Annotated in this window: 23 protein-coding genes and 1 tRNA gene; 11 read left to right on the top strand and 13 right to left on the bottom strand. The window is 56.1% G+C overall.

Features of this window, described 5'->3' with window-relative positions:
- Window positions 1–151: 151 nt before the first annotated feature.
- A complete protein-coding gene (locus L1047_RS05050; RefSeq protein WP_235278864.1) occupies window positions 152–997 on the top strand; it encodes a creatininase family protein in 846 nt (281 codons plus the stop codon).
- A gap of 5 nt (window positions 998–1002) precedes the next feature.
- Here L1047_RS05050 and L1047_RS05045 read toward each other — a convergent pair whose 3' ends face one another.
- Both L1047_RS05045 and L1047_RS05040 read right to left on the bottom strand, forming a co-directional pair.
- Window positions 1003–1680 (bottom strand): NAD-dependent epimerase/dehydratase family protein, encoded by a 678-nt coding sequence (locus L1047_RS05045; RefSeq protein ID WP_235277781.1) that lies wholly within the window; start codon window positions 1678–1680, stop codon window positions 1003–1005.
- The gene (locus L1047_RS05040; protein WP_235277780.1) at window positions 1670–2308 is read right to left on the bottom strand and encodes a Crp/Fnr family transcriptional regulator; all 639 of its coding nucleotides are present in this window, start codon (window positions 2306–2308) and stop codon (window positions 1670–1672) included. Before L1047_RS05040 ends, L1047_RS05045 begins: the two co-directional genes overlap by 11 nt.
- Before the next feature lie 290 nt (window positions 2309–2598).
- Between L1047_RS05040 and L1047_RS05035 the strand changes: the two genes are divergently transcribed.
- From L1047_RS05035 to L1047_RS05025, 3 genes are read left to right on the top strand one after another with little or no spacing between them, the layout of a single operon-like run.
- Complete coding sequence (locus tag L1047_RS05035) at window positions 2599–3573, top strand: L-lactate dehydrogenase (RefSeq protein ID WP_235277779.1); 975 nt, start codon at window positions 2599–2601, stop codon at window positions 3571–3573.
- A 50-nt stretch (window positions 3574–3623) separates the two neighbouring features.
- Window positions 3624–4343 (top strand): tRNA (guanosine(46)-N7)-methyltransferase TrmB, encoded by a 720-nt coding sequence (trmB, locus tag L1047_RS05030; protein WP_443081679.1) that lies wholly within the window; start codon window positions 3624–3626, stop codon window positions 4341–4343.
- 45 nt (window positions 4344–4388) lie between these two features.
- Window positions 4389–5966 (top strand): CPBP family intramembrane glutamic endopeptidase, encoded by a 1578-nt coding sequence (locus L1047_RS05025; RefSeq protein WP_235277777.1) that lies wholly within the window; start codon window positions 4389–4391, stop codon window positions 5964–5966.
- Between the two features lie 6 nt (window positions 5967–5972).
- Here the strand turns inward: L1047_RS05025 and L1047_RS05020 are convergent, their stop codons facing one another.
- From L1047_RS05020 to L1047_RS05010, 3 genes are all read right to left on the bottom strand, one after another.
- Complete coding sequence (locus tag L1047_RS05020; RefSeq protein ID WP_235277776.1) at window positions 5973–6989, bottom strand: J domain-containing protein; 1017 nt, start codon at window positions 6987–6989, stop codon at window positions 5973–5975.
- The gene (locus L1047_RS05015) at window positions 6953–7681 is read right to left on the bottom strand and encodes an ABC transporter substrate-binding protein (protein WP_235277775.1); all 729 of its coding nucleotides are present in this window, start codon (window positions 7679–7681) and stop codon (window positions 6953–6955) included. Before L1047_RS05015 ends, L1047_RS05020 begins: the two co-directional genes overlap by 37 nt.
- A 332-nt stretch (window positions 7682–8013) precedes the next feature.
- Window positions 8014–8841: an inositol monophosphatase family protein gene (locus L1047_RS05010; RefSeq protein WP_235277774.1), complete on the bottom strand. Its 828-nt coding sequence runs from the start codon at window positions 8839–8841 to the stop codon at window positions 8014–8016.
- 302 nt (window positions 8842–9143) lie between these two features.
- On the opposite strand from L1047_RS05010, the gene L1047_RS05005 reads away from it, so the two are divergent.
- Window positions 9144–9677: an FHA domain-containing protein gene (locus L1047_RS05005; RefSeq protein WP_235277772.1), complete on the top strand. Its 534-nt coding sequence runs from the start codon at window positions 9144–9146 to the stop codon at window positions 9675–9677.
- Between the two features lie 76 nt (window positions 9678–9753).
- A tRNA-Gln gene (locus L1047_RS05000) sits at window positions 9754–9825 on the top strand.
- Between the two features lie 83 nt (window positions 9826–9908).
- Here L1047_RS05000 and serS read toward each other — a convergent pair.
- From serS to L1047_RS04980, 4 genes are all read right to left on the bottom strand, one after another.
- Window positions 9909–11216 carry a serine--tRNA ligase gene (serS, locus tag L1047_RS04995; protein WP_235277771.1) on the bottom strand — a complete coding sequence of 436 codons (1308 nt, stop codon included), beginning with the start codon at window positions 11214–11216 and terminating at the stop codon, window positions 9909–9911.
- 19 nt (window positions 11217–11235) lie between these two features.
- A complete protein-coding gene (gene ilvC, locus L1047_RS04990; RefSeq protein ID WP_235277769.1) occupies window positions 11236–12228 on the bottom strand; it encodes a ketol-acid reductoisomerase in 993 nt (330 codons plus the stop codon).
- Between the two features lie 103 nt (window positions 12229–12331).
- Entirely contained in the window at window positions 12332–13732 is a 1401-nt protein-coding gene (locus L1047_RS04985; RefSeq protein WP_235277767.1) for a glycosyltransferase, read from the bottom strand.
- A gap of 158 nt (window positions 13733–13890) precedes the next feature.
- Entirely contained in the window at window positions 13891–14352 is a 462-nt protein-coding gene (locus L1047_RS04980) for a YlqD family protein (RefSeq protein ID WP_235277766.1), read from the bottom strand.
- A gap of 279 nt (window positions 14353–14631) precedes the next feature.
- On the opposite strand from L1047_RS04980, the gene hemC reads away from it, so the two are divergent.
- Complete coding sequence (gene hemC, locus L1047_RS04975) at window positions 14632–15618, top strand: hydroxymethylbilane synthase (protein ID WP_235277765.1); 987 nt, start codon at window positions 14632–14634, stop codon at window positions 15616–15618.
- Between the two features lie 86 nt (window positions 15619–15704).
- Here hemC and purC read toward each other — a convergent pair whose 3' ends face one another.
- Together purC and L1047_RS04965 are read right to left on the bottom strand one after the other, a co-directional pair.
- Entirely contained in the window at window positions 15705–16448 is a 744-nt protein-coding gene (purC, locus tag L1047_RS04970; protein ID WP_235277764.1) for a phosphoribosylaminoimidazolesuccinocarboxamide synthase, read from the bottom strand.
- 14 nt (window positions 16449–16462) lie between these two features.
- Complete coding sequence (locus tag L1047_RS04965) at window positions 16463–17935, bottom strand: sugar transferase (RefSeq protein ID WP_235277763.1); 1473 nt, start codon at window positions 17933–17935, stop codon at window positions 16463–16465.
- Window positions 17936–18150: 215 nt separating this feature from the next.
- On the opposite strand from L1047_RS04965, the gene L1047_RS04960 reads away from it, so the two are divergent.
- The 4 genes from L1047_RS04960 to L1047_RS04945 all read left to right on the top strand — a co-directional run bounded on the left by L1047_RS04960 (window position 18151) and on the right by L1047_RS04945 (window position 20855).
- On the top strand, window positions 18151–18807 hold the full coding sequence (locus L1047_RS04960; protein ID WP_235277762.1) for a ZIP family metal transporter: 657 nt from the start codon (window positions 18151–18153) through the stop codon (window positions 18805–18807).
- 82 nt (window positions 18808–18889) lie between these two features.
- Entirely contained in the window at window positions 18890–19669 is a 780-nt protein-coding gene (locus tag L1047_RS04955; RefSeq protein ID WP_235277761.1) for an alpha/beta hydrolase, read from the top strand.
- A 147-nt stretch (window positions 19670–19816) separates the two neighbouring features.
- Complete coding sequence (locus L1047_RS04950) at window positions 19817–20134, top strand: hypothetical protein (RefSeq protein WP_235277759.1); 318 nt, start codon at window positions 19817–19819, stop codon at window positions 20132–20134.
- A 61-nt stretch (window positions 20135–20195) separates the two neighbouring features.
- Entirely contained in the window at window positions 20196–20855 is a 660-nt protein-coding gene (locus L1047_RS04945; protein ID WP_235277757.1) for a cadmium resistance transporter, read from the top strand.
- A 1-nt stretch (window position 20856) separates the two neighbouring features.
- Here L1047_RS04945 and L1047_RS16730 read toward each other — a convergent pair whose 3' ends face one another.
- Together L1047_RS16730 and L1047_RS04940 are read right to left on the bottom strand one after the other, a co-directional pair.
- The gene (locus tag L1047_RS16730) at window positions 20857–20937 is read right to left on the bottom strand and encodes an SHOCT domain-containing protein (protein WP_443081703.1); all 81 of its coding nucleotides are present in this window, start codon (window positions 20935–20937) and stop codon (window positions 20857–20859) included.
- Window positions 20938–21039: 102 nt separating this feature from the next.
- Window positions 21040–21306 (bottom strand): hypothetical protein, encoded by a 267-nt coding sequence (locus tag L1047_RS04940; RefSeq protein WP_235277755.1) that lies wholly within the window; start codon window positions 21304–21306, stop codon window positions 21040–21042.
- Window positions 21307–21430: the final 124 nt, after the last annotated feature.

Genomic DNA, 21430 nt, shown 5'->3' with positions numbered 1-21430 from the left:
ATTCTACGGTCTACACCATCCAGCCAAACCTGTGCTTTTAGAGCACTGCGACGAATCTCGGTCGCGAGATTCGTCGCAGACATTTCGTGAACTCAATTTTGTAGCATGGTGCTAGGCAACGCTCCCTCTGAATTTGACTGATCCTGCCATGATGCACACCTTTGTTCCACCCCACCGTTTCTTCCCATACCTGACTTGGACCGAGATTCAGGCCATGCCCGACAAAGAGAATGTGGTGATCATCCAGCCGGTCGCCTCGATTGAACAGCATGGGCCGCATCTGCCCTTGGTGGTGGATGCTTCGATTGGCACGGCCATCATCGGACGCGCCATGGAAAAATTGGATCCCAAGATTCCGGCTTATGTTTTGCCCACCCAGTGCTATGGCAAGGCCAATGAACACTGGCATTTCCCCGGCACCATCGCCCTTACCGCCCAAACCTTGATGGCGGTGCTAACTGAAGTGGCCGAAAGCATTTACCGAGCTGGGTTTCGTAAGCTGGTCTTCCTCAACTCTCACGGCGGCCAACCGCAGGTGCTGGAGATCGTGGCGCGGGATGTGCACCAGAAGTACGAAGATTTCATGCTCTTCCCGGTAGCGGCTTGGCGTGTCCCCCACGAGGGGCGGGATCTGTTTACGGAGAAAGAACGAGAATTTGGTATTCATGCTGGCGATGGCGAAACCAGCATTCTTATGCATATTCTGCCCGAAACGGTGCGAACCGATAAGCTGGTGTGCGAGTATCCTCACGATCTACCAGAAAATAGTCTGCTCAGCATGGAAGGGGCAATTCCGTTTGCTTGGGTGACCCGCGATCTGACCCAGAGTGGTGTACTTGGAGACGCTACTGCCGCTACGCCGGAAAAAGGCAAGCTCTTGGTGGAGTCGATGTCGGATGGCTGGGTGCAGCTGATCCAGGATCTGCACAAATTCCAACAGCCCAAGGCTTGGCGCAAGTCGGTACCCAGTGCCGCTCCTATCCCCAGCTTGGCCTAGGGCCCTTACCACAGCAAAGTAGCAACCCCCGCCAACCAGGGCCAACGCCCTACCCGACGCTTTCCTGCCAATACCCCCTTCACCAAGGGATCCGCCGTCGGGCGTTGGCGAATTTGGGGGGGGCGACTGAGTTGACTGGCCAACTGAGCTTGCAACCCGGAAGGGGCACGCGGCGGAAACACCAAGCTCAAGGACAGGCGTGAACCCGCTAGGGATCTGGAGCGAGCTTCGGCCCATGTCCAGAGAGCGGCTTGCGTAGCGCTAAACTCCCCCAAGCCTGGCAGGCCAATGCGGCCATTTTGCCCAAGGAATACTCCAATGCGACCCCCGTCGGACATCGTCTGGATCCCTTGCTCGATCAGCTGGATCGGCCCCAAGACATTCACCTGCATCATTAAGGCCAGATCCTGATCAACCTGATCAAACCGAGCAGCACAGTGAAAGATTGCCTGAGGAAAATCCAGGAGTGGATCCCAGTTGGGGTCAGCTAAATCGAAGTGGAACCATTGCAAGCTCTTGCCCTGTGCTTCAGCCCAACTTTGCAGATCCTTGGGCTGGCACCGCGACAAACCCACCACCCCCCACCCTTGCCGCAGCAGACAAAGGGCGACATTCCGTCCCCAGTAGCCGGTAATACCCGTGACCCAAGCTGTCGGTGTTGCGGCAGGAACCTCAGATGGCATCCGCAAGTTTGATCACAAGATGGCGGTGTTTATCCAGCGTAACCCACCCCTGCTGGCGAAAGCGATTTAAGAGGCGGGTAATGGTGACGCGGGTAGTACCGATGGCATTGGCCAAATCTTGATGGGTGAGGCGCACCTGGATGCGAACCCCTCCAGCAACTGGGGATCCCAGTTCCGCCGCTAACAAAGAGAGCAATTGTCGCAATCGATCTTCCACTCGTCGCCGTCCTGCCAAAGCCAATAAAGCTTCGGTTTGTCGCAATCGGCGCATCACCTGCTTGAGCAAACCCTGACTCAGGGCTTCTGAGGCCTCCACTTCCGCTGCCGACAGCCGCAACACATCCACAGCCGTCAAAGCTGTTGCCTGATAGGGATCCAACAGGGTGAGAGGGGATCCCAGGGGCATGGAGGGCCCGGCAAACCCCAACAACGCCTCACTGCCATTTGGGTAGCTGGTCGTGAGCTGGACCACCCCTCGGCAGACGATCACCCATTCTTCAGAAAGCAAAGGAATCTTTTGGCCGGAGGTGTAGGGAGTTAGATTGCGTCCCCGATAGAGGTCTTCCAGCAGTTGGCGCTCCTGAATCGTCAGACTGGCGGCAGAATGGCTGGGCATCGTTTCAGGCATAGGTTGGCTCCGATAGGGCAAACTGAGCACACTTGAGGCTGGGCTTCCTTCCACCAACCAGCGGCAATCGGTTGCTGTCGAGGCTGATTTGTGTGGCCAGGTCTACGTATTCCTGACAACACCTTACCGTTTGCCTTTCGGTCTGAAGTAAAGACAGGGTTATACCTGGGTTAAGCCTGATAGCGTGCCCACATCTCAAAACAGGGTGAAAGACTCCCGCTGCCCCCACTCGATGACTACGTTCCGTTCTGTAAGCTGGAGGAGAACTCCGGTCAAGAGGGTCATCGCTTATGCCCGTTTCTGAAGCCCAGACGCTAGTGCATCCGGGAAGTGCTCGCCGCCTCCTCAAGGGATCCATCATTGGGGCCGGACAGGTGGGCATGGCCTGTGCCTACTCGATGGTGATTCAAAACACCTTGGACGAACTGGTGATCAGCGATATTGCCCGTAACAAGGCAGAAGGAGAGGTGATGGATCTCGTACACGGGATCCCTTTCGTGGAGCCGACACGGGTACGGGCGGGCGAACTGGCGGATTGTGCCGGATCGGATGTGGTGATCTTAACGGCAGGGGCTAAGCAGCGGCCTGAGGAAACCCGTCTGGATTTGGTGCAGCGCAACGTCGAGATTTTCAAGAGTTTGATCCCGGCTGTGATGGAGCATTGTCCCGACGCCATTCTGCTGGTAGTGAGTAACCCCGTCGATATCATGACCTACGTCTCCTGGAAACTGTCTGGGTTACCGACTGGGCAAGTCATCGGCTCAGGCACAGTTCTGGATACGGCCCGCTTTCGCTACCTTCTGGCGGAGCGCTTGGGAGTAGATCCGCGCAGCCTACACGCCTACATCATTGGCGAACATGGGGATAGCGAGGTGGCAGTTTGGAGTAAGGTGAACGTAGCTGGCACCCCGATTGGAGACCTCTCGCCGGAATGGGATCCCGCCCATTTGGGGGATATTTTCGAGCAGGTGCGCAATGCCGCCTATGAGATCATCCGTCGCAAAGGGGCTACCAGCTACGCCATTGGGTTGGGGGTAACCCAGATCGTGCAAGCTCTACTGCGGGATCAACACCGTGTTTTGACCGTAAGCAGCCTCACTCAAGGGGAATACGGTCTATCGGATGTGTGCCTCAGTTTGCCCAATATCATCGGGCGGCGCGGGGTAGAACGCACCCTCGCTATGTCCCTGACGGAAACCGAGCGCAAGCAACTACACCACTCCGCCCACATCCTGCGGCAAATCATTGAGGATATTCAGTGGTAGCCTAGGTACTCTCAGCTTTTTTGCCTGTTGCTGAAACTTGCGGCTGTTCTATGGAACCGGACGTGGGAGGGATGGGATATTCATCCGTTAGCCAACCAGAAGATCGTTCTTCTCCCCGACCCTGGGTAGGGATCCCGTTGCAGCGGAGCCTCAATCATCGGGTGCGGCAACACGTCAATCCATTGCAGGTGCAATATCAGCAACCCACCCCCCCGCCCCACTGGGAACGGGTGTACCGACGCTTGGGGCAGCCCTTGCATCTGGATATTGGCACGGGTAGCGGACGGTTTTTGCTACGCATCGCCCAAGAGCAGCCAGAGTGGAATTTCTTGGGGGTAGAAATTCGCCAGGCGCTGGTGGAACGAGCCAATGCCTGGGGGGATAAGCTGCAGCTCGACAACCTGCATTTTCTCTTCGCCAACATCAATGTGTCCTTGCGGCACCTGTTTGCCCCAGGGGATCTGAGCCGAGTGACAATCCAGTTTCCGGATCCCTGGTTCAAGAAGCGCCATCACAAACGGCGCGTGGTGCAGCCGCAACTGGTGGCAGACTTGGCTGTGCTGCTCCAGCCGGGTAGCCCGGTATTTCTGCAATCGGATATTCAGGCGGTAGCCGAAGAAATGGCAACGCGGTTTTTGGAACACCCCCAATTTTGGAATCCCCACGCCGGCCCGTTGGATCACAACCCGTTTGGTATTCTCACTCAACGGGAGTGGCACTGCCAACAATTGGGCTTGCCGATCTACCGCTATTGGCTGGAGCGACGATAATCAGGGGATAAGATATAACCCGCTTGAGTTGGATCCTTTGCAGTGATGTCTCATCCTGAAGTCGGAGCCTCTACTGACCCATCCCCTGCTTGGCTTTCTCTCCGCCATGGGATCCTCAACTTGCTGAGCCTTTTGGCCCTTTTGATTGTCGGACTTTCGCTATCCAGCAGTTGGTTCCAGCCACCTCCCCGAACGCAGCTGGATTTGTTTCAAACCAACCTGTCTTTGCAGGCTTCCCGAACTTTGGACGATCCCCGCTATCAGGATTTGGCGCGGGCGCTCTTGGGTCAGGATGTGTTCAAACTGGCCAACAATCGCTACCAACAAACTGCCGAGAATTATGCGGAACGTCTGAAACGTCTAAAACGTCTGACTCAGCTGGCTCCCACCGCTGTAACCGATGCACCTGATCCTGAGCCAACGGAACCGCCGCCTGTGGATCCCGTTCTGTTGGCCTCCATGCAGGATCTGCAGACAGAATTGGATGCCCTTTGGATACGCAGTGGATTACTTTATGCCTATCAAGAAGATCTGGAGGCAGCAGAACAGCAGTGGCAACAGGTGCTCGATCCAGAACGACCTATGGAGCTGGAATCCAGCCAAAAGGCGATGGCACGGATTTTGCAGGGACTGTGGGCAACACCCCGGCGGATTTTGCCAGAAGCCGAAGTGCAAATTCGCAATCATCTGGATGGCTGGTTTGAGGCGGTGGCTCTGCAACAGCTTTACCGACTACAACAGCGCAGCGATAGCCTGAATGCTCTCAATCAACAGCAGGAGAAGCTGGCTTTGTCGGCTCTATTCCGACTGGCAATAGTGGGCGGGATCCCGGTTCTGGGGGCGTTGCTGGGTCTGCTGTTACTGGTGGGCTGGGTGGGTTGGAGTCTCTGGCACAAACAACCGCTCCTGGGCCCTGCTTGGGAGGTTCCCTGGCCTGGGAGCGGGGTGCAGGCGGTGCTGACCGGTTGGTTTTTAGGGTTTATTGCCCTCAATGCGTTGGTGCCACAGCTCTATGTGATCATTCTCGGCCTACAGACGCGGCAGCTCAGCCCATGGCACCAGGCGGTGGCTTTGTTTTTGACCTACAATTCCGGGGCCTTATTGGGGGCAGGCTTGCTGTATCGCCTCTTACACCGCTACCCTACTTCCCTGCTGCGGGTGCGGCTATTTGGCACTTGGCTGCTTTGGGGCCTGTGTGGTTACTTGGTGGCTCTGCCCTTGGTGGTGTTGGCGGCGGCTCTCTCGCAACTGCTGTTGCCGCAGGCGGGGGGAGGAAACCCGATTTTGCCCCTGCTGTTGGATAGCCGGGGGTGGGGAGCACGGCTGGTGTTTTTTGCGGTGGTGTCTTTATGTGCCCCAATTTTTGAGGAGGTGCTGTTTCGCGGTTTTTGGCTGCCGGCCCTGAGTCGTTACCTGCCCATGTGGGGAGCGGTGTTAGTCAGCGCCTTTACCTTTGCCCTCGCCCATCTCAATCTTTCGGATCTGCTGCCCCTGACCATGCTGGGGATTGTGCTGGGTGTGATCTACAGCCACAGCCGCAACCTGCTGGCCCCAATTCTGCTGCATAGCCTCTGGAATACGGGATCCCTGATTACCCTGCTGGTGTTGGGGGGATCCCGCTAGGGGCCGCTATTTTTTCTTGCCGAAGAAGCGGCCTAACAACCCACCGTTGTCCTCCTTGCGGGGGGGCGGCACCACCTTTTGGGCTTGGGCGGTTTGGCGGCTGGCCGGGATCCCTGGGATCGGCTGTTGCGGCCCGGTCTGTTGCATCCAACGGCGCACCTCCAGCATCAACTCAGGATTGGTGGGATCCAGACGGGTAACTTGCAGAAAATCTGCTTTGGCCATGCCAGTATTCCCTTGCTTCAGGTGGGCAATGCCTCGGTGTAGGTAGTAGCGGGCCACATTCGGCTCAGCGCTGATGGCAAAGTTCAGATATTGCACCGCATCCCGGTATTGCTTGCGCTCGATCATATCCAGAGCTTGAATGAAGCGGGTTTCGCCAGGGCTGAGCTTGGGGGCAGGGGGTTCGGGAGGAACCGTCGGGACGGGTGGCGCAGGGGATGCAGGGGGAGTGCTCACCGCGGCTCGGGTTGGGCTCCCACCCAAGCTGCTGGAGTTGCTGGTGCTACGGGAACGGGTAGGAATCCCTTTGTAGTTGGCTTTGAGCAACAGATAGGCCAGATTTAATTCGCTCAGTTGTTCAGTTTTGTGGAGGAACTCGTCCATGGAGCTGTATTGCTCCGTCGAAAGCTGGTGTACCCGCTTGACGTACTCCTCCTGCCAATTGTCGAACTCAGCCAGCCCTTTGACGGCTTCCCCGTAGGGCCAGAGATCAGCAGGGGGTGACTCCAACAAGCGTTTGATCCGCATTTTGATGACAGCTTCGTATTCTCCCCGTTCTCGATCCTTGGTGAGCACTTCGTTGGCGGGGCTAACCAGGCGAGCAAACAGGAGGTTGGCGCGTTCTGCCGCCTCGGGATCCCCAATGAACCGATCCGGGTGTAGGGCCTTGGCTGCTTGTATATAGCCGCGCCGGATCCCTTTGGAGTCAACGTTGACGGGAACTCCTAGGACGGCATAGTAGTCGGCTTCGTATCTGGCTAACCCTAGGTTGATGCGGGGGACATCACTGTTGGCTCCCATAATTGCCACTTCTCCAAGATTTGCTGCAAAGTGCCATCCTCAGACAAAGCCGAGATCGCTTGATCCAAAGCCTGCTTTAAGGAAGGATGTTGAGACGATACCACCCCCACTAGGGGAATGGGGGACAAGGGGGGCCCCGATAGGCGCAGTCGAGATCTCGGTTGGCGCAGGGCCATGGCTGCAACCGGTTGATCAATGAGCACCGCATCCAACTGGCCAGCCTGTAACTGAGCAAACAAGCGCTCGGGGTTACTGGTGGCAAACAGGCGGATGGCATTGCCTCTTCTCTCGTTGTACGCCTCCAACAAAGCTGCCCCCGTACTATTAACTACAATGCCCACCTTTCGGCCAAATAATTGCGATAGCTCCTCGAGCAATGGCTCCTCTCGCGGCAGGGGGACGGAGTCCTTTGGGGCGGGATCCCTTACCACCAGGCGTTGTGGGCTGAGATAATAGGGCCGAGTGGCGAGAAACTGCTCAGAGTCCAAACCAAGAGGTTCTCTAGCCCCCAGAATCAAATCCACTTCATCCGCTTGCAAAGCCGCCAATTGCTCGCTCCAGGCAACAACCACAGGGTTGACCTGTACCCGAAGGGTTTGGGCAATTGCCTCCAGGATATCCCACTCAAAACCTGCGTAGGTTTCCTGATCCAAGTCGGTATAGAGATAAGCATGGCCCAGACTGGGATCCAAACCGACACGAATCCATCCCCGCTCTTGAATTTCAGCCCAACGGGAATCTGTGACCTGAGCGGCCCCATTCGCGGCTATTTCTGAGGATGCTCTGGGTAAGGGAAGTGCCGATTGTGAAGAAGCGGCTCCAGCCCCCCATGCTGCTGTTGTGATCAGCAGGAGCAGAGCAAGTGTAACCTTCCCGAACCGATATGGATTTGTCTGTTGCCTGTTGCCCAACCGCTTGCTCCTATTCTCACTTGACAGCATTTGACAGGATAGACACCGAATGGCCCGTTTACAGCCCGTTTACCGAATGATTGGATTTATGGAGTTAGGGATCCCTGAGTCACCTATGCTTCAGCCCGCATTGGAAACGAAACCGGCAGAGGACGTACCTGGGCCAGTTCCTGCTGCATGGCACTGTGCAACTCGCCATTGCTGGCCAGCAGCCTGCCACTGTAAACATCCACCGGGCTCCCATCATAAGCGGTCACCTTGCCCCCGGCTTCCCGAACCAAGACGATCCCTGCCGCGATATCCCAAGGAGAGAGGCCCCGTTCCCAGTAGCCATCCAACTGACCCGTGGCCACATAGGCCAAATCCAGAGCGGCTGATCCACCTCGTCGCACCCCTTGGGTCAGATGGGTGAAATGGCAGAACTCAGCATAATTGTTATCTGAGGTTTCACGGCGATCATAGGCAAAACCGGTTACCAGCAGGCTACGGGACAACTCGGTGGTGGTGGAAACTTGGATGGGTTTGTGGTTGCGGGTGGCCCCCATCCCTTGTCCGGCCCGAAACAGATCCCCTTGGAAAACATCGCAAATCACCCCCAAAACGGGCTCTCGACCTTGCAACAATCCCATCGAGACGGCGGCAAAAGGGTAGCCATGGGCAAAGTTGGTAGTACCATCCAGCGGATCGATCATCCAAGCGTAAAGGCCTTGAGCGGATCCCTGTTGGCCGGACTCTTCGGTCAAAATGACATCTTCCGGAAAGTGCCGCTTGAGAATGTTCAAGATTAAGTCTTCAGAAGCACGGTCAGCTGCGGTCACCAAGTCTCCCGGTCGTTTTTCTTCGATGGCCAGAGTGCCCCCCGCATAGCTGCGCAACAGAGCTGCCGCCTCTAGGGCAGCCTCTGAGGCCACATCCAACCGACACAGCAGGGCATCCGTCACTTCTGTACCGCTATTAAGAACTTGTTACCTTAGAATACCCCTGAGGGGCCCATAACCGAGAATCCGGATCCCAAACAGCCCCAGACCGTAGACAATAACCGTAGACAATAATTGTGCTTGATTAATCGATTTTGGGGAAAATGGGTTATCCCAGTACTTCACTGTTCGTGGGTTTTCTGTCAATCTACTGAAGATCCTTCTGTGCTGTGAACCCTCCAGAGAGGGTAAGGGTTGGTTCCAGCGTTTCTGGATGGAGACACGACTTGATGTGGGCATTGCTCAGCGTTGAGGGGTAAAAGCCATTGCCACATGACGTTTTTACTTCGGTTACCGAGATTGGTGGGGCAAACTTTCCCCCTGATCAAGACTCCGATGTACCGGAGGACTTATTCGATCGAGTGCCTGAGCAGCCGCTGTCTTACCCGGAGTTCACGCTGTCGATTTGTCACCCCCTCAGGCCCTGTAGCTACATTCTGCGGGGAGCTGCCTACGCAGTTGGACGGGATCCCTCCAATGCCCTGCAGATCGTCAATCGTTTTGTTTCCCGTCGTCATGCCTACCTGGTGCGGGTGCCCACCAAATCCAGCCGTACAGGCTTTACCTACTGTCTGATTGATGGCAACCGGCGCGGCCAATCCAGCACCAATGGGGTGTTCGTCAACGGGACGCGGGTGGCCACCCATTACCTGAAGAGCGGGGATGTGATCTACTTTGGGCCGGAGATACGGGCCTATTTCTTCGAGGTGGCTCGCATTCCCCATGTGCCCAATCCCTTCATTTCCGGCATCACGGAAGACCCGCGCCGGGGATCCGTTCGGGCAGAGCCCGACTCGTAGGGGTTTCGAGCTCGGCTCAACTTGATCCCGTTGACAGAGGTAAAGCAGCATCGCTACAGTAGTTAAGCGTTTGAATTGGGGCATCGCCAAGCGGTAAGGCAGCGGGTTTTGGTCCCGCCATTCGGTGGTTCGAATCCATCTGCCCCAGTGGGTTGCATCTAGGTTGGTCAGGTCAGTTGGTTAGGCAAGATCAAAGTCTGGGATCCCTTGGGGCCGGATGGAGAATAGTCCTCAGGGGGTTGTGATCAGGATGCCATCCTCTGAAAGAAAGCGGGGGCTCAAGAAAGGTCGCAATGCCTCAGGAATGCGAATGGTACCATCCGGTAGCTGATGATTTTCCAACAGGGCCGCCAACGACCGCCCCACCGCCAACCCCGACCCATTCAGGGTATGGACAAACTGAGTTCCCTTTTGGCCAGTTTCTTTGCAGCGCAAATTGGCTCGTCGGGCCTGAAAATCCCAGCAATTGGAGCAGCTAGAGATCTCGCGGTACTGGTTTTGGGAGGGGAACCACACTTCTAGATCAAAACAACGAGCTGCTGAAAATCCCAAATCGCCCGTGCACAGCTCCACAACGCGGTAGGGCAACTCCAACATCTGTAAAATGGCTTCGGCATCCTGCACCAGCTTCTCGTGCTCAGCTTCCGATTGATCCGGGTGCGTCACCTTGACCATCTCCACCTTTTGGAACTGGTGCAGCCGGATCAGCCCCTTGGTATCGCGGCCATAGCTGCCGGCTTCGCGGCGAAAACAGGGGGTATGAGCACAGAAGTAGAAGGGCAGTTGCTCGGCAGGAATCACCTCGTCACGGTACAGGTTGGTGAGGGGCACTTCCGCAGTCGGGATCAACCACAGATCGTCCTCCGCACACCGAAAGCCATCTTCGGCAAACTTGGGCAACTGCCCAGTTCCCTGCAGAGCGGCGCTATTGACCAAAAAGGGTGGGATCACCTCGGTATAGCCAGCCCTGATATGACGGTCCAACATCATGGCGATCAAGGCTCGCTCCAGGACTGCCCCCACCCCGATCATGGCGACAAAGCGGCTTTGGGCCACCTTGACGGCACGGCCAAAATCCAGCAATCCCCACTTTTCGGCGATCTCATCGTGGGGTAAGACGCTATGGGTTAGCTTCAGCTCATCTCCCCAGCGGCGTACTTCCGGGTTATCGGTTTCGTCTTTCCCCACCGGCACCACCGGCAGAGGCAAGTTGGGCACCGTGAGCAATTGCGACTGAATCTGCTCCTCGATCTCCCGCTCCTGCTGCTCCAGTTGGGCGATCTCGGCTTTCAGATCTATCCCCTGTTGCCGTAGGGCGGCGACTTCAGCTCCCTTGGGATCCGCCCCCTGGCGGATGATCTCCCCAACTTTTTTGCCGATGCTGTTGCTCTCTGCCTGCAGGGATCCCCGCTGGGTTTCCAACTGCCGCCGTTCCCGATCCAATTTGAGGATTCCGTCTAGATCCACAGTAGCTCGCCGGTTTTGGAGAGCTTGGTGTACACGTTCCGGGTGATCCCGCAGCAACTTCAGATCCAGCACAAAAATTGCCTATCTCTGCCTATTTCTTCAGCCAGCTAAACATGGCCCGCAATTCCTTGCCCACTGTTTCGATGGGGTGTTCGGCTTCGCGGCGCCGCATGGCGGTGAATCCGGGCTTGCCGGCTTGGTTTTCCAGCACAAAGTCACGGGCAAATTGTCCGGTTTGGATCTCTGCCAAGATCCGTTGCATTTCAGCGCGGGTTTCGTCGGTGACAATGCGGGGGCCACGGGTGTAGTCGCCGTACTCTGCGGTGTTGGAGATGCTGTGGCGCATTTTTTCCAGGCCGCCTTCGACAATCAGATCCACGATCAGCTTCACCTCATGCAGACATTCAAAGTAGGCCAATTCCGGCTGATACCCGGCATCCACCAAGGTTTCAAAACCGGCCTTAATCAAAGCCGTGAGGCCACCGCAAAGTACCACCTGTTCCCCAAAGAGATCCGTTTCCGTCTCTTCCCGGAAGCTGGTTTCCAAAATACCCGCTCGCGTACCACCGATCCCTTTGGCATAGGCCATGGCCCGATCCCGTGCCATTCCAGAGGCATCTTGATGCACGGCAAACAGACAGGGCACCCCTTCACCAGCTTGGTAGGTGCGGCGCACCAGGTGTCCGGGGCCTTTCGGAGCCACCATGATCACATCCACATCCGCGGGTGGCTGAATTTGGCCGAAGTGAATATTAAACCCATGGGCAAACAACAGGACATTGCCCGCTTGCAGATGGGGGCGGATCTCGCTGTTGAAAATGGCCTTTTGAACTTCGTCAGGCAGCAGAATCATCACCCAGTCGGCGGCAGCAGCGGCATCGGCCACCGACTTGACGATCAACCCATCAGCTTCTGCTTTCGGCCAGGAGGGGCTACCGGGATACAAACCGACGATCACCTTGACGCCGCTGTCGTGCAAATTCAGAGCATGGGCATGGCCTTGGCTGCCATAACCAATGATGGCAACGGTTTTGTCGGCCAAAAGCTCCAAGTTGGCGTCGGTGTCGTAGTAGAGGCGTGCCATAGTTGGGCCGTAGTATCAGTATTGTGTTTGACTTGCGCTTGACTAGAATAGCAGGATCCAAGGGATCCCTTGACAGAATCTCCGGATCTTCTCTAAACCTTCTCTAGATCTCTCCACAGTGAACCGTTTTGACCCACTTCAGGCGTTTGGGCTGCACACACATGCGAGCCGTTGTCATAATCATGACCGGGAACCAATGCAACATGTAGACCAAACCCAGTGCGGTGTGCCACCACAGTCGTCGTCCATGTAGGCCCTCTACCTGGCGTAGCCCGCGATAAAGTACCACCGTCAAGCAGCCCATCACCAGCGCATTCAGGGGTAGAAGCACCGAGGAATGGCCGGTGAACAACACCCAGAGGGTATCGGGCACCAGAGCCATCGGCAACAGGTACTGAGAAATGAAAAAGGCCCACAGATCTAGGCTTTTGGCTACCCCCATGCGGCGACTGAGGATCCCTGGCCAGTAGTCGAGATAGCGTTGATAGCCCCCTTCCGCCCAGCGGCAGCGCTGGTGCCAGAGGCTTTTCCAGGAGGTGACCCCTTCTTCGGCAATGGCCGGCTCCGCCAGAAAGGCAATATCCACGCCCGCCAAGTGCAGCTTGAAGGTCAGATCCAAGTCATCAGTGAGGGTGCTTTCGTTCCAACCGCCGCATTTTTCCAGCACATCCCGCCGTACCAGTTGACCATTGCCCCGCAACTCACCAATGCCCCTAACAGCCACCCGCTGCTGTTGCAAGTAACTGTCGGAGGCCATTTCCGCCACCTGCCCAACTGTCCAAAAGTTGACCCCAGCGTTGCTGACCGCCTTGCGTACCTGCACAGCTCCCACAGGGCGCCGGCTGGCCCGTTGAGTTTGGGCAAACAACGGCAGAGTGCGGACCAGAAAATCCGACGGCACCACAGAGTCGGCATCGCACACCAAGAGAATCTCCGCTTGGGTGAGGGGCAGCACCTCATTGAGGGCACCAGATTTGCCCCCACCTCGCCCCGGCTGCCGATGGTAAACCCGCAGATGCGGGATCCGCGTTTGGGCTTCCCGCAGAATATCAGGGGTAGCGTCACTGCTGCCGTCGTCGATGGCCCATAGCTCTAGGTGGCTGGTGGGGTAATGAAGCTGAGTCAGGCTGTCGAGCAGGCGGGGGAGCACCGCACTTTCGTTTTTGGCCGGGATCAGCACGGCCACGCAGGGCAAGGCTAGCAATTTCGACTCAGAGGACTCGGTTTCTAGCTCCTGATCGTGTTGGGGATCCCAGCGCAGGGGAGGCAAAGGGGCTGCCGGTTGCAGACGAAGTAGCCGATTGATGTGGATCACCATGAGAGTGGCGAGGCCAATGGTGAACCATCGTGCCACCGGGATCCCGTGCATTAAGCTGACCAGTCCCCACACCAGCACCAGCACCAGTAGGGCTTTGAGGCGACGGCGTTGGGCCGTTGTGAGCAGCCAATCGGGGAGATGCAGATCCTCAAGAGGTTCAGGTTCTGACCAGACGAACTCAGACATGGGGATCTCTCTTGCGGGGTGAATAACTTGGCACATCTCCCCCGCTAACTCAAGGTCAATAAGGGGACGCTGTTACTTATTGTCACCTATTGTTTCCACAGGCTAAGGGGAGATGGCAAGTGTTGGATCCCTGAGGGGGTTGCGAGGGGGTAGAGAGCTTATGGGTTACCCCGAATCTCCTTGATCACCCCATCTTCGAGGAGGATCTCCACCTGCATCTTCTGGATCAGGTTATCTCCTTGCTGCACCCGGAAGAAACTCTCCACATTGCCCTGCAGCACCTCTTGGTTGAGTTCCAGTGTGCCCAGTTGGTTGGCCTGTTGTAGGAGTTGATTTTTTTGATCGAGGAGCTTGATTTTCTGTTCGTTCACTCGGCTTTTGACCGCTTCTACCTGCTGTAGAATTTGCGGGCTGTTCGGGTTGGTGCTCTGCTTTTCCAGTTCGGCAATGGCCCGCTTGCCTTGAAACTCCAACTGCTGCATCTGGGCATCGGTGGCCTGGATTTGCCGTTGCAGTTGCTCCTGCATTTCGCTTTTCCAGAGGGAGGTGACCACCACCTTGATGGGAATGTTGCGCTTGAGCAGTAACTGGGTACCGTTGCCGATGTTGTTTTCTTCCATAAAACCTAATCCGGGCAGACTATCAACCAAACCAGGGAACCAGGCTCACATAGAACTGTCCCCTCAGGACTTCCGGGCTCAAAGAAGGGGGTTTTGACACACCAACCTTTCCCCGCCGCGACGGAGAATCCGCTTACTCATCCTATCGGCTCGGATCCCCAGGGTAAAGTCTTAGCCGCTGGGAAAAAGCCATTTTAGTTAAGGATCTTGAAGGTCAACGGCATGTCCCGGCCCAGATTCAGCTAGCGTGAAAGACGGTGTTCTTTTTTTGCAGGAGCCATGAGCGAATCAGCCTTGACCCCCTCGGAACCCTCTTCTTTGGCCACTGAAGCGGTGCGAATTGCCTCCCGCAAAAGTGAGTTAGCTTTGGTGCAAACCCATTGGGTGATGGGGCAGTTGCAGGAACACCACCCTGGCCTAACCTTTGAACTCAACACCCTCTCCACCCAAGGGGACATCATTCTCGATGTGGCGCTGGCCAAGATTGGTGACAAGGGCCTGTTCACCAAAGAATTAGAGGTGGGCCTGTTGAATGGCAGCAGTGATTTGGCGGTGCATAGCCTCAAGGATCTCCCCACCCGTCTGCCAGAAGGTCTGATGTTGGGGGCAATCACGCGGCGGGAGGATCCCTTGGATGCTTTGGTGGTACACAAGCGGTTTCAGGACTACCAATTGTCTACCTTGCCGGAAGGAACGGTAATCGGAACCTCTTCCCTGCGGCGGTTGGCTCAGTTGCGCCATGCCTTTCCCCATCTACGGTTTAAGGATGTGCGGGGCAACCTCAATACCCGTCTGGCCAAGTTGGATAACGGTGATTACGATGGGCTAATTTTGGCGGTGGCGGGCCTGAAACGCCTGGGTAAGGGGGAGCGCATTCATCAGGTGTTGGATCCAAGTGTGTCTTTGTATGCTGTCGGGCAAGGATCCCTGGGGATCGAGTGCCGTCAGGGGGATGAGCGGATTTTGGATCTGATTCAACCTTTGGCGGAGGCGGAGGCGACGGCACGCTGCTTGGCAGAACGGGCCTTGTTGCGGGCTTTGGAGGGGGGGTGCCAGGTGCCGATCGGGGTGCACAGCCAAGTGCAGGGGGATGAGCTACATCTGACGGGTATGGTGGCGCAACTGGATGGTCAACGGCTGATCCGCGATCGCCAAACGGGATCCCTGCAGGAGGCCGAAGCGATCGGAGTTGCTCTGGCGGACAAGCTGAAACAGCAGGGAGCCGATGAAATTCTACAAGCCATTTTTGCCCAAGCCCGTAGCTAGTTGAACTTCTGTTCAGGGATGTATGTTCGATGTATGTTCAGGGATATATTCCTTTTGGTTAGCTGATTGGTTAGCTGAGCCCAGCCTCATTCGACCTGCTGCACGACCCGTTGTAGGACTTCCTGGTAACCTGCCACTGCATTCCCAAGATCAAAACGAAAGAGATCTTTATCCAGCACCCGCGGCTCAGAAGTGTTCTCCCCCGCCAGATCCCAAAGGCGACAGGTATCGGGGCTAATCTCGTCTACCAGCAAGATTTCTCCAGCAGGATCTAGGCCAAACTCCAGCTTGAAGTCGATCAACTCCAACCGACAGCTCCGGAAAAAGGTTCGCAACAGCTGATTAATCTTCAAAGCCAGGGATCCCATCTGGTGCACCTGCTCTGGGGTGGCCAGCTTCAGCAGCCGAATGTGGTCGTGGGTGATCAGGGGATCCCCAAGGGCATCGTTTTTGTAGTAGAACTCCAGCAAAGGCGGCTCGATGGGCAGCCCCCGCTCTAGGCCCAGACGTTTGCACAGGCTGCCGGCAGCTCGGTTCCGTATTACCACTTCGATGGGCAGGATGGTGACCGCTTTGACCCGCATTTCAGTTGGGCTGATCTGGGCGAGAAAATGGTTGCGGATCCCCTGTTGGGCCAAGTAGGTGAACAGGTGGCTGGAAACGGTGCAGTTCACCTCCCCTTTGCCGGCGATGGATCCCCGCTTTGCGGCGTTAAAGGCGGTGGCATCGTCTTTGTATTGGCAGAGATAGACCTGTGGGTCGGCAGTGCGATAGACGCGCTTGGCTTTGCCCTCGTAGAGCAGCTCTTGTGGGGTGGGTGAGGATGGCATGGGAAAAGGAACCTTTAGTACCCGGCCAGTTGTCCCCGGATCCCTTGCCAAAGGGTGATGGCAAGAATGCGCAGATCCAACCACAACGACCAGTTTTGCACGTAATACAGATCATATTGGGTACGCCGAGCAATGCTGGTATCGCCCCGCAGGCCGTGAATTTGCGCCCAGCCAGTCAGGCCAGTTTTCACCAGATGCCGATCCAAATATTTCGGGATCTCCTGGCTAAATTGCTGGACAAAATAGGGGCGCTCTGGGCGGGGCCCCACCAGGCTCATTTCCCCCTTCAACACATTCCACAACTGCGGCAGTTCATCCAGGTTTGTCCGGCGCAAGAAGGTTCCTATCCGGGTACGGCGGGGATCCCCAGGGCGAGTCCAACCGGGTTGATCCGCTGGTTCTGCATCCACCCGCATGGTGCGGAATTTGGCGATCCAAAAGGGCTGGCCATCCAGACTAATCCGCTCTTGGTAATAAAAAATCGGGCCAGGACTGCTACAGGCCACCAGGGCGGCAATCCCCAAAAAAAGAGGGCTGAGCAGGATCAACCCCAGCAGCGCCCCGAGAATATCCATCGACCGCTTCAGGCAGCGGTTATGGGCATACCGCAACGGGGGAGCCCGCAGGGTGAACAAAGGGATCCCATCCAGCGATTGCAGGCTGAGGTTAACGGTCAAAAAAGCGAGAATATCCGGCACCAAGCGCACTTGTCGGGATAGAGCTTGCAAACTCAACACCAGGGGAGCTGTAGCCAAGTCGGGTTGCCCAAACCAAACTTCTTGAATAGCAGGATGACTTTGCAAATAGGCGGTTAAATGAGCCAACTCAATTTGTTCGATCCCTGCAACGCTCCCCCCCAAAGACTCCACCTCAGGGTTTGGTGGGCCACCGGGATCCCCGCCGATCTGGCTGTTAACTTGATCCTGAAAATCAGCGCTCTCACCCGCCCAAGCCACCACCTCAAACCCCAACTGCGGGGAGCGCCCCAATCGTTCCAGCACCTCCGCCAACATAGAGTTGGATCCCACCCAGATCACCTGCTGTCGCCCATATCCCCGGGAGCACAGCCAGCCCATGCCCAGTCGCAAACCCGCCCGCACCAAAGTGAGTTCCAGTAGGGCCAGTAATCCGGCATAGCCCAGCACCAGCCGCGACAAAGACACCGAGCGAATGAAAAAGGCCCCCGCCAAGATTAGGCCGAAGGTGAAGCCCAACCCCACCAGCACACTGGCCCACTCCTCAAAGCGGGACAGGCGTTTCGGTTCGCTGTAGCCTCCCAAACCCACTTGAATGGCCCAGTAACTAAGGATCGTTAACAACCCCAAGCCCGCGTACACATCCCAGGGCAAAAGCTGATGGGGAGAGAGGCTGCGCAGGTAATAGGCCAAGGCAAACGCCAGCCCAATACAAAGACCATCTCCGATGCAGGCCAAGGGCATCCACAGATGCCGCGGATCTAGCCAGGCCCTCTGGCCCCGTTCAGCCAATGGTTTTCTCCCACCCTCAGAAGGACTGCCAACAATCTTACAATTTCGATTTCATCAAGGTGGCGAATTGTTTTGCTCAAATCTACCCATAGCTCACATGAGCAGAGGAGAATCGACAGGGATCCCTGACTGTTTTCCTGAGGGATCGTTGCACTTATGGAGAGTTGAACATGCACCCCATCTAGATTGGATCCCTGGGCAGCCTGATTGCCGGATTGGCCACTGCTTTGGGGGCATTACCAGCGCTTTTCATTTCCTCTATCTCAGAACGGGCCCAAGGGATCCTGTTGGGGTTTGGGGGCGGGGTGATGTTGGCGGCCACCTCTTTTTCTCTGCTGGTACCGGGTACAGAAGCGGCCATGGCGTTAGGCCACTCGCGGTTCATCGCAGCCCTGATCATGGTGGCGGGTCTGCTAGTGGGGGCGGTTTTTCTGGAGAGTGCCCACCGATTTTTCCCTCACGAGCACTTTTTCAAGGGGGTGGAAGGAGAGAACCACGCTCACCTGAAGCGCATTTGGCTGTTCATCATCGCCATTACACTCCACAATCTGCCGGAAGGGTTGGCGGTGGGAGTAGGTTTTGCCACCGGCGAGATGGTACAAGGTCTGCCTCTGGCGATTGGCATCGGCTTGCAGAACATGCCAGAAGGACTGGTGGTGGCATTGTCGTTGGTGGCCCAGGGGTATCGGCGGCTGTTTGCCTTTCAGGTGGCGGTGTTGACCGGTTTGGTAGAGCCGATCGGTGGCATCATTGGGGCTACAGTGGTGTCATTGGCACAACCTTTGTTGCCGTGGGGGATGGCTTTTGCGGCGGGAGCGATGTTGTTTGTCATTTCGGATGAGACATTCCCGAATCCCATCGGCAGGGTATAGAACGGGAGGCCACCTTTGGGGTGATTAGTGGGTTTGTGGTGATGCTGCTGCTGGATGTTGCGCTGGGCTGATAAGGGATCCCATGTTGAGCAATGAACCCTTTTTGTGGCGCGGGGCTGAGGTCGGGATATCTCCCCAGGCGCACGCCTGTCTGCTGTTGCATGGGTTGGGGGGTGGCATCTATGAGTTGCAGTGGCTCGCGGAGCGGCTTCTGGCTTTGGGCCTGACGGTTCAGGGTTTCAACTATCCGGGCCATGATCACCCCTCTGTGCGCATGCCGCGTTCGAGCTGGACGGAATGGTACGGGCGCGTCTTGGAACATTATCTGGCTTTGCAGCAGGAGTACCCACGGATCTCTCTGGTTGGCTTTTCCACCGGCTGCCCTTTGGCCTTGCATCTGGCCTTTGCCCATCCCGTGCACAAATTGGTCTTGCTGGCTCCCTTTTTCGCCATTCGCCACCGGTGGTTCTACGGATTGCGCCCGGAGCAGTACCTCAATAGCCTGGGTTGGCTACTAGAGGATGTACCCCACCTTAGGTTGCCGCTTCGGGATGAGAATGCACGGGCTTTGGCGGAAAAAGCAGCCTATTTTCAGAGCTTTAATCTGCCCTCGGTGCGCAGCGCCTTGGAGCTGATCGAGCGGGTGAAAGGAGAAGTGGCCCACATTCCGGTGCCGACCCTGATCCTGCAATCTCGCCAAGATACGGTGGTGGATCCCGAACAGGCGGAGTGGCTCTGTCGGGAGCTGGGATCCCAGCAGAAAAGCTTGCATTGGCTAGAGCACTCCGATCACATCATTTCTCTGGATGTCGAGCGAGAGGAAGTATTCGCGCAGGTTTGCCGGTTTTTAGGGGATCCCTAGAACCTCATGCCCAGGCCAATCCTCAGAATAGGATCGAGCTTCAGGTTTTCGTTAAGCAACATGAAGTAAGATTGTGGGGATGAAACGCGGGAGAGCAGGCGGATGTGGAAAAAGCTGCGGGGAGGCTTCCTACTGGTTTTGGGATTTATGTTGTCGCCCTTGTCCTGGTGGAATGATTTATTTTTCAACCTGCCAATTGCCTATGGGTTTGGCTATCTCTGTAGCTTGTGGCAGCCTGAGTGGCTTCTGGGAGGAACCCTCGTCGGGTACTGGCTCTCCAATTTGATTGGCATTGTCATGATGCAGTTTGGCGCTACGGATGTTGTCGAAAAAGGCAAAAAACCACGCAATGTGAAACGGGATCTCCTGATTGGACTAGCTTCTTCTACCGCTTATACTTTGGCGATCATTGGATTGGTACAATTCCATATTGTCGATGTGAGTGCCATCTTCCCCATCTCCTAAACGAGTCTGAAGGGGGTGTCGGGATCCTTTCTTGTTTGTCTTTTGCTATAGAACTAGTTCTATGTCCGTCACTGCCTTTTGGACAACCTTATTAGAAGGGCTTATCGCTTTTTTTGCCACTCACATCGATGACTTTTTCTTGCTAGCTTTGCTGTTTGCTCAGGCTCAAATACAACCCAGTTGGAAACCCTGGCATATTTGGCTTGGGGGCTATGTTGGCTTGGCAGGGCTAATTCTGATCAGCTCCTTGGGCTATTTGGGGGGCTTGTTGTTGCCTCCAGCCGTGATTGGGCTATTGGGGCTGATCCCGATTGCTGTGGGCTGCTGGAAACTGTGGCGGCCGGGAAATGAGGAGGTGATGGAAAAGGAGCTAGAAGAACTCCGGGAGCATCCACCCCAGAAAACTTGGCTGACCTCTTTGCCTTTCTTGGCCCCGCCTGTGCTGATGTCGGTGGTTCTCACCTTTGCCAATGGCGGGGACAATATCAGCCTGTATGTTCCATTGTTTGCCAGTAGTAGCCCTTTACAGCTGGTTTTCTATTGCGTGATCTTTTTTCTGATGAAAGGGTTGTGGTTTGCCGTTGCTCAGAGGTTGGCAATGCAGCCAGCGGTTGTGAAGATCTTGATAGAACGGGGGGAATATTGGGTGCCCTGGATCTTAATCGGGTTGGGAGTGTGGATCCTGTTTGAGAATGAAACTTGGCGATGGGTATTGCCCTAGTTTATAGCCAACTCAATAGTTCTTTCTTTTTGGTTTGAAATTCCTCTTCGGTGAGGATCCCTTGCTCCCGCAGGTTGGCCAATTTTTCTAGGGATTTAAATACATCGGCTGCAGCCTCTTTCTCCTCATCCAGTTTGGATACATAGCGCGCCTCCCAAGCCCGTGAGAAATATGGCCTCCCAGTTCAGTCGTTGTGCCGCTCTGGATAGGGATCCCATTCCGACTCTTCATGGCGATGCTCTCGTTCCCAGCGATGAACCCAGTCCCAAATACGATAGTGCTGATCGGCATTGAGTTGTGTGGGATCTTGGGCCAAAGTAGCAGCCTCTTCCGGGGTCAGAAGAGCCACCTGGCTGCCGATCTCCACCAAATGGCGACGTTCTTCGGCAGTGGTATTGGACTGGTGCAACCGTCGAATCAGCCGACGTACAGAAAGCGTTTCTTGACTCATAAGCCAATCACAAACTGGGGTAGAGGGTACACCTATCGGGGTCAGGCAGATTCTGGGACAAAGTTAGCCTCTCATGCTGTAAAAACTTCAACCGTATCAAACGAAGCCAGTCCTCATGGCTAGC

Source organism: Synechococcus sp. Nb3U1, assembly GCF_021533835.1.
In the GTDB taxonomy this organism is placed as follows: Bacteria; Cyanobacteriota; Cyanobacteriia; order Thermostichales; family Thermostichaceae; genus Thermostichus.
Note: the sequence above shows the minus strand (reverse complement) of the source record. Positions and strands in the feature narration are given on the sequence as shown.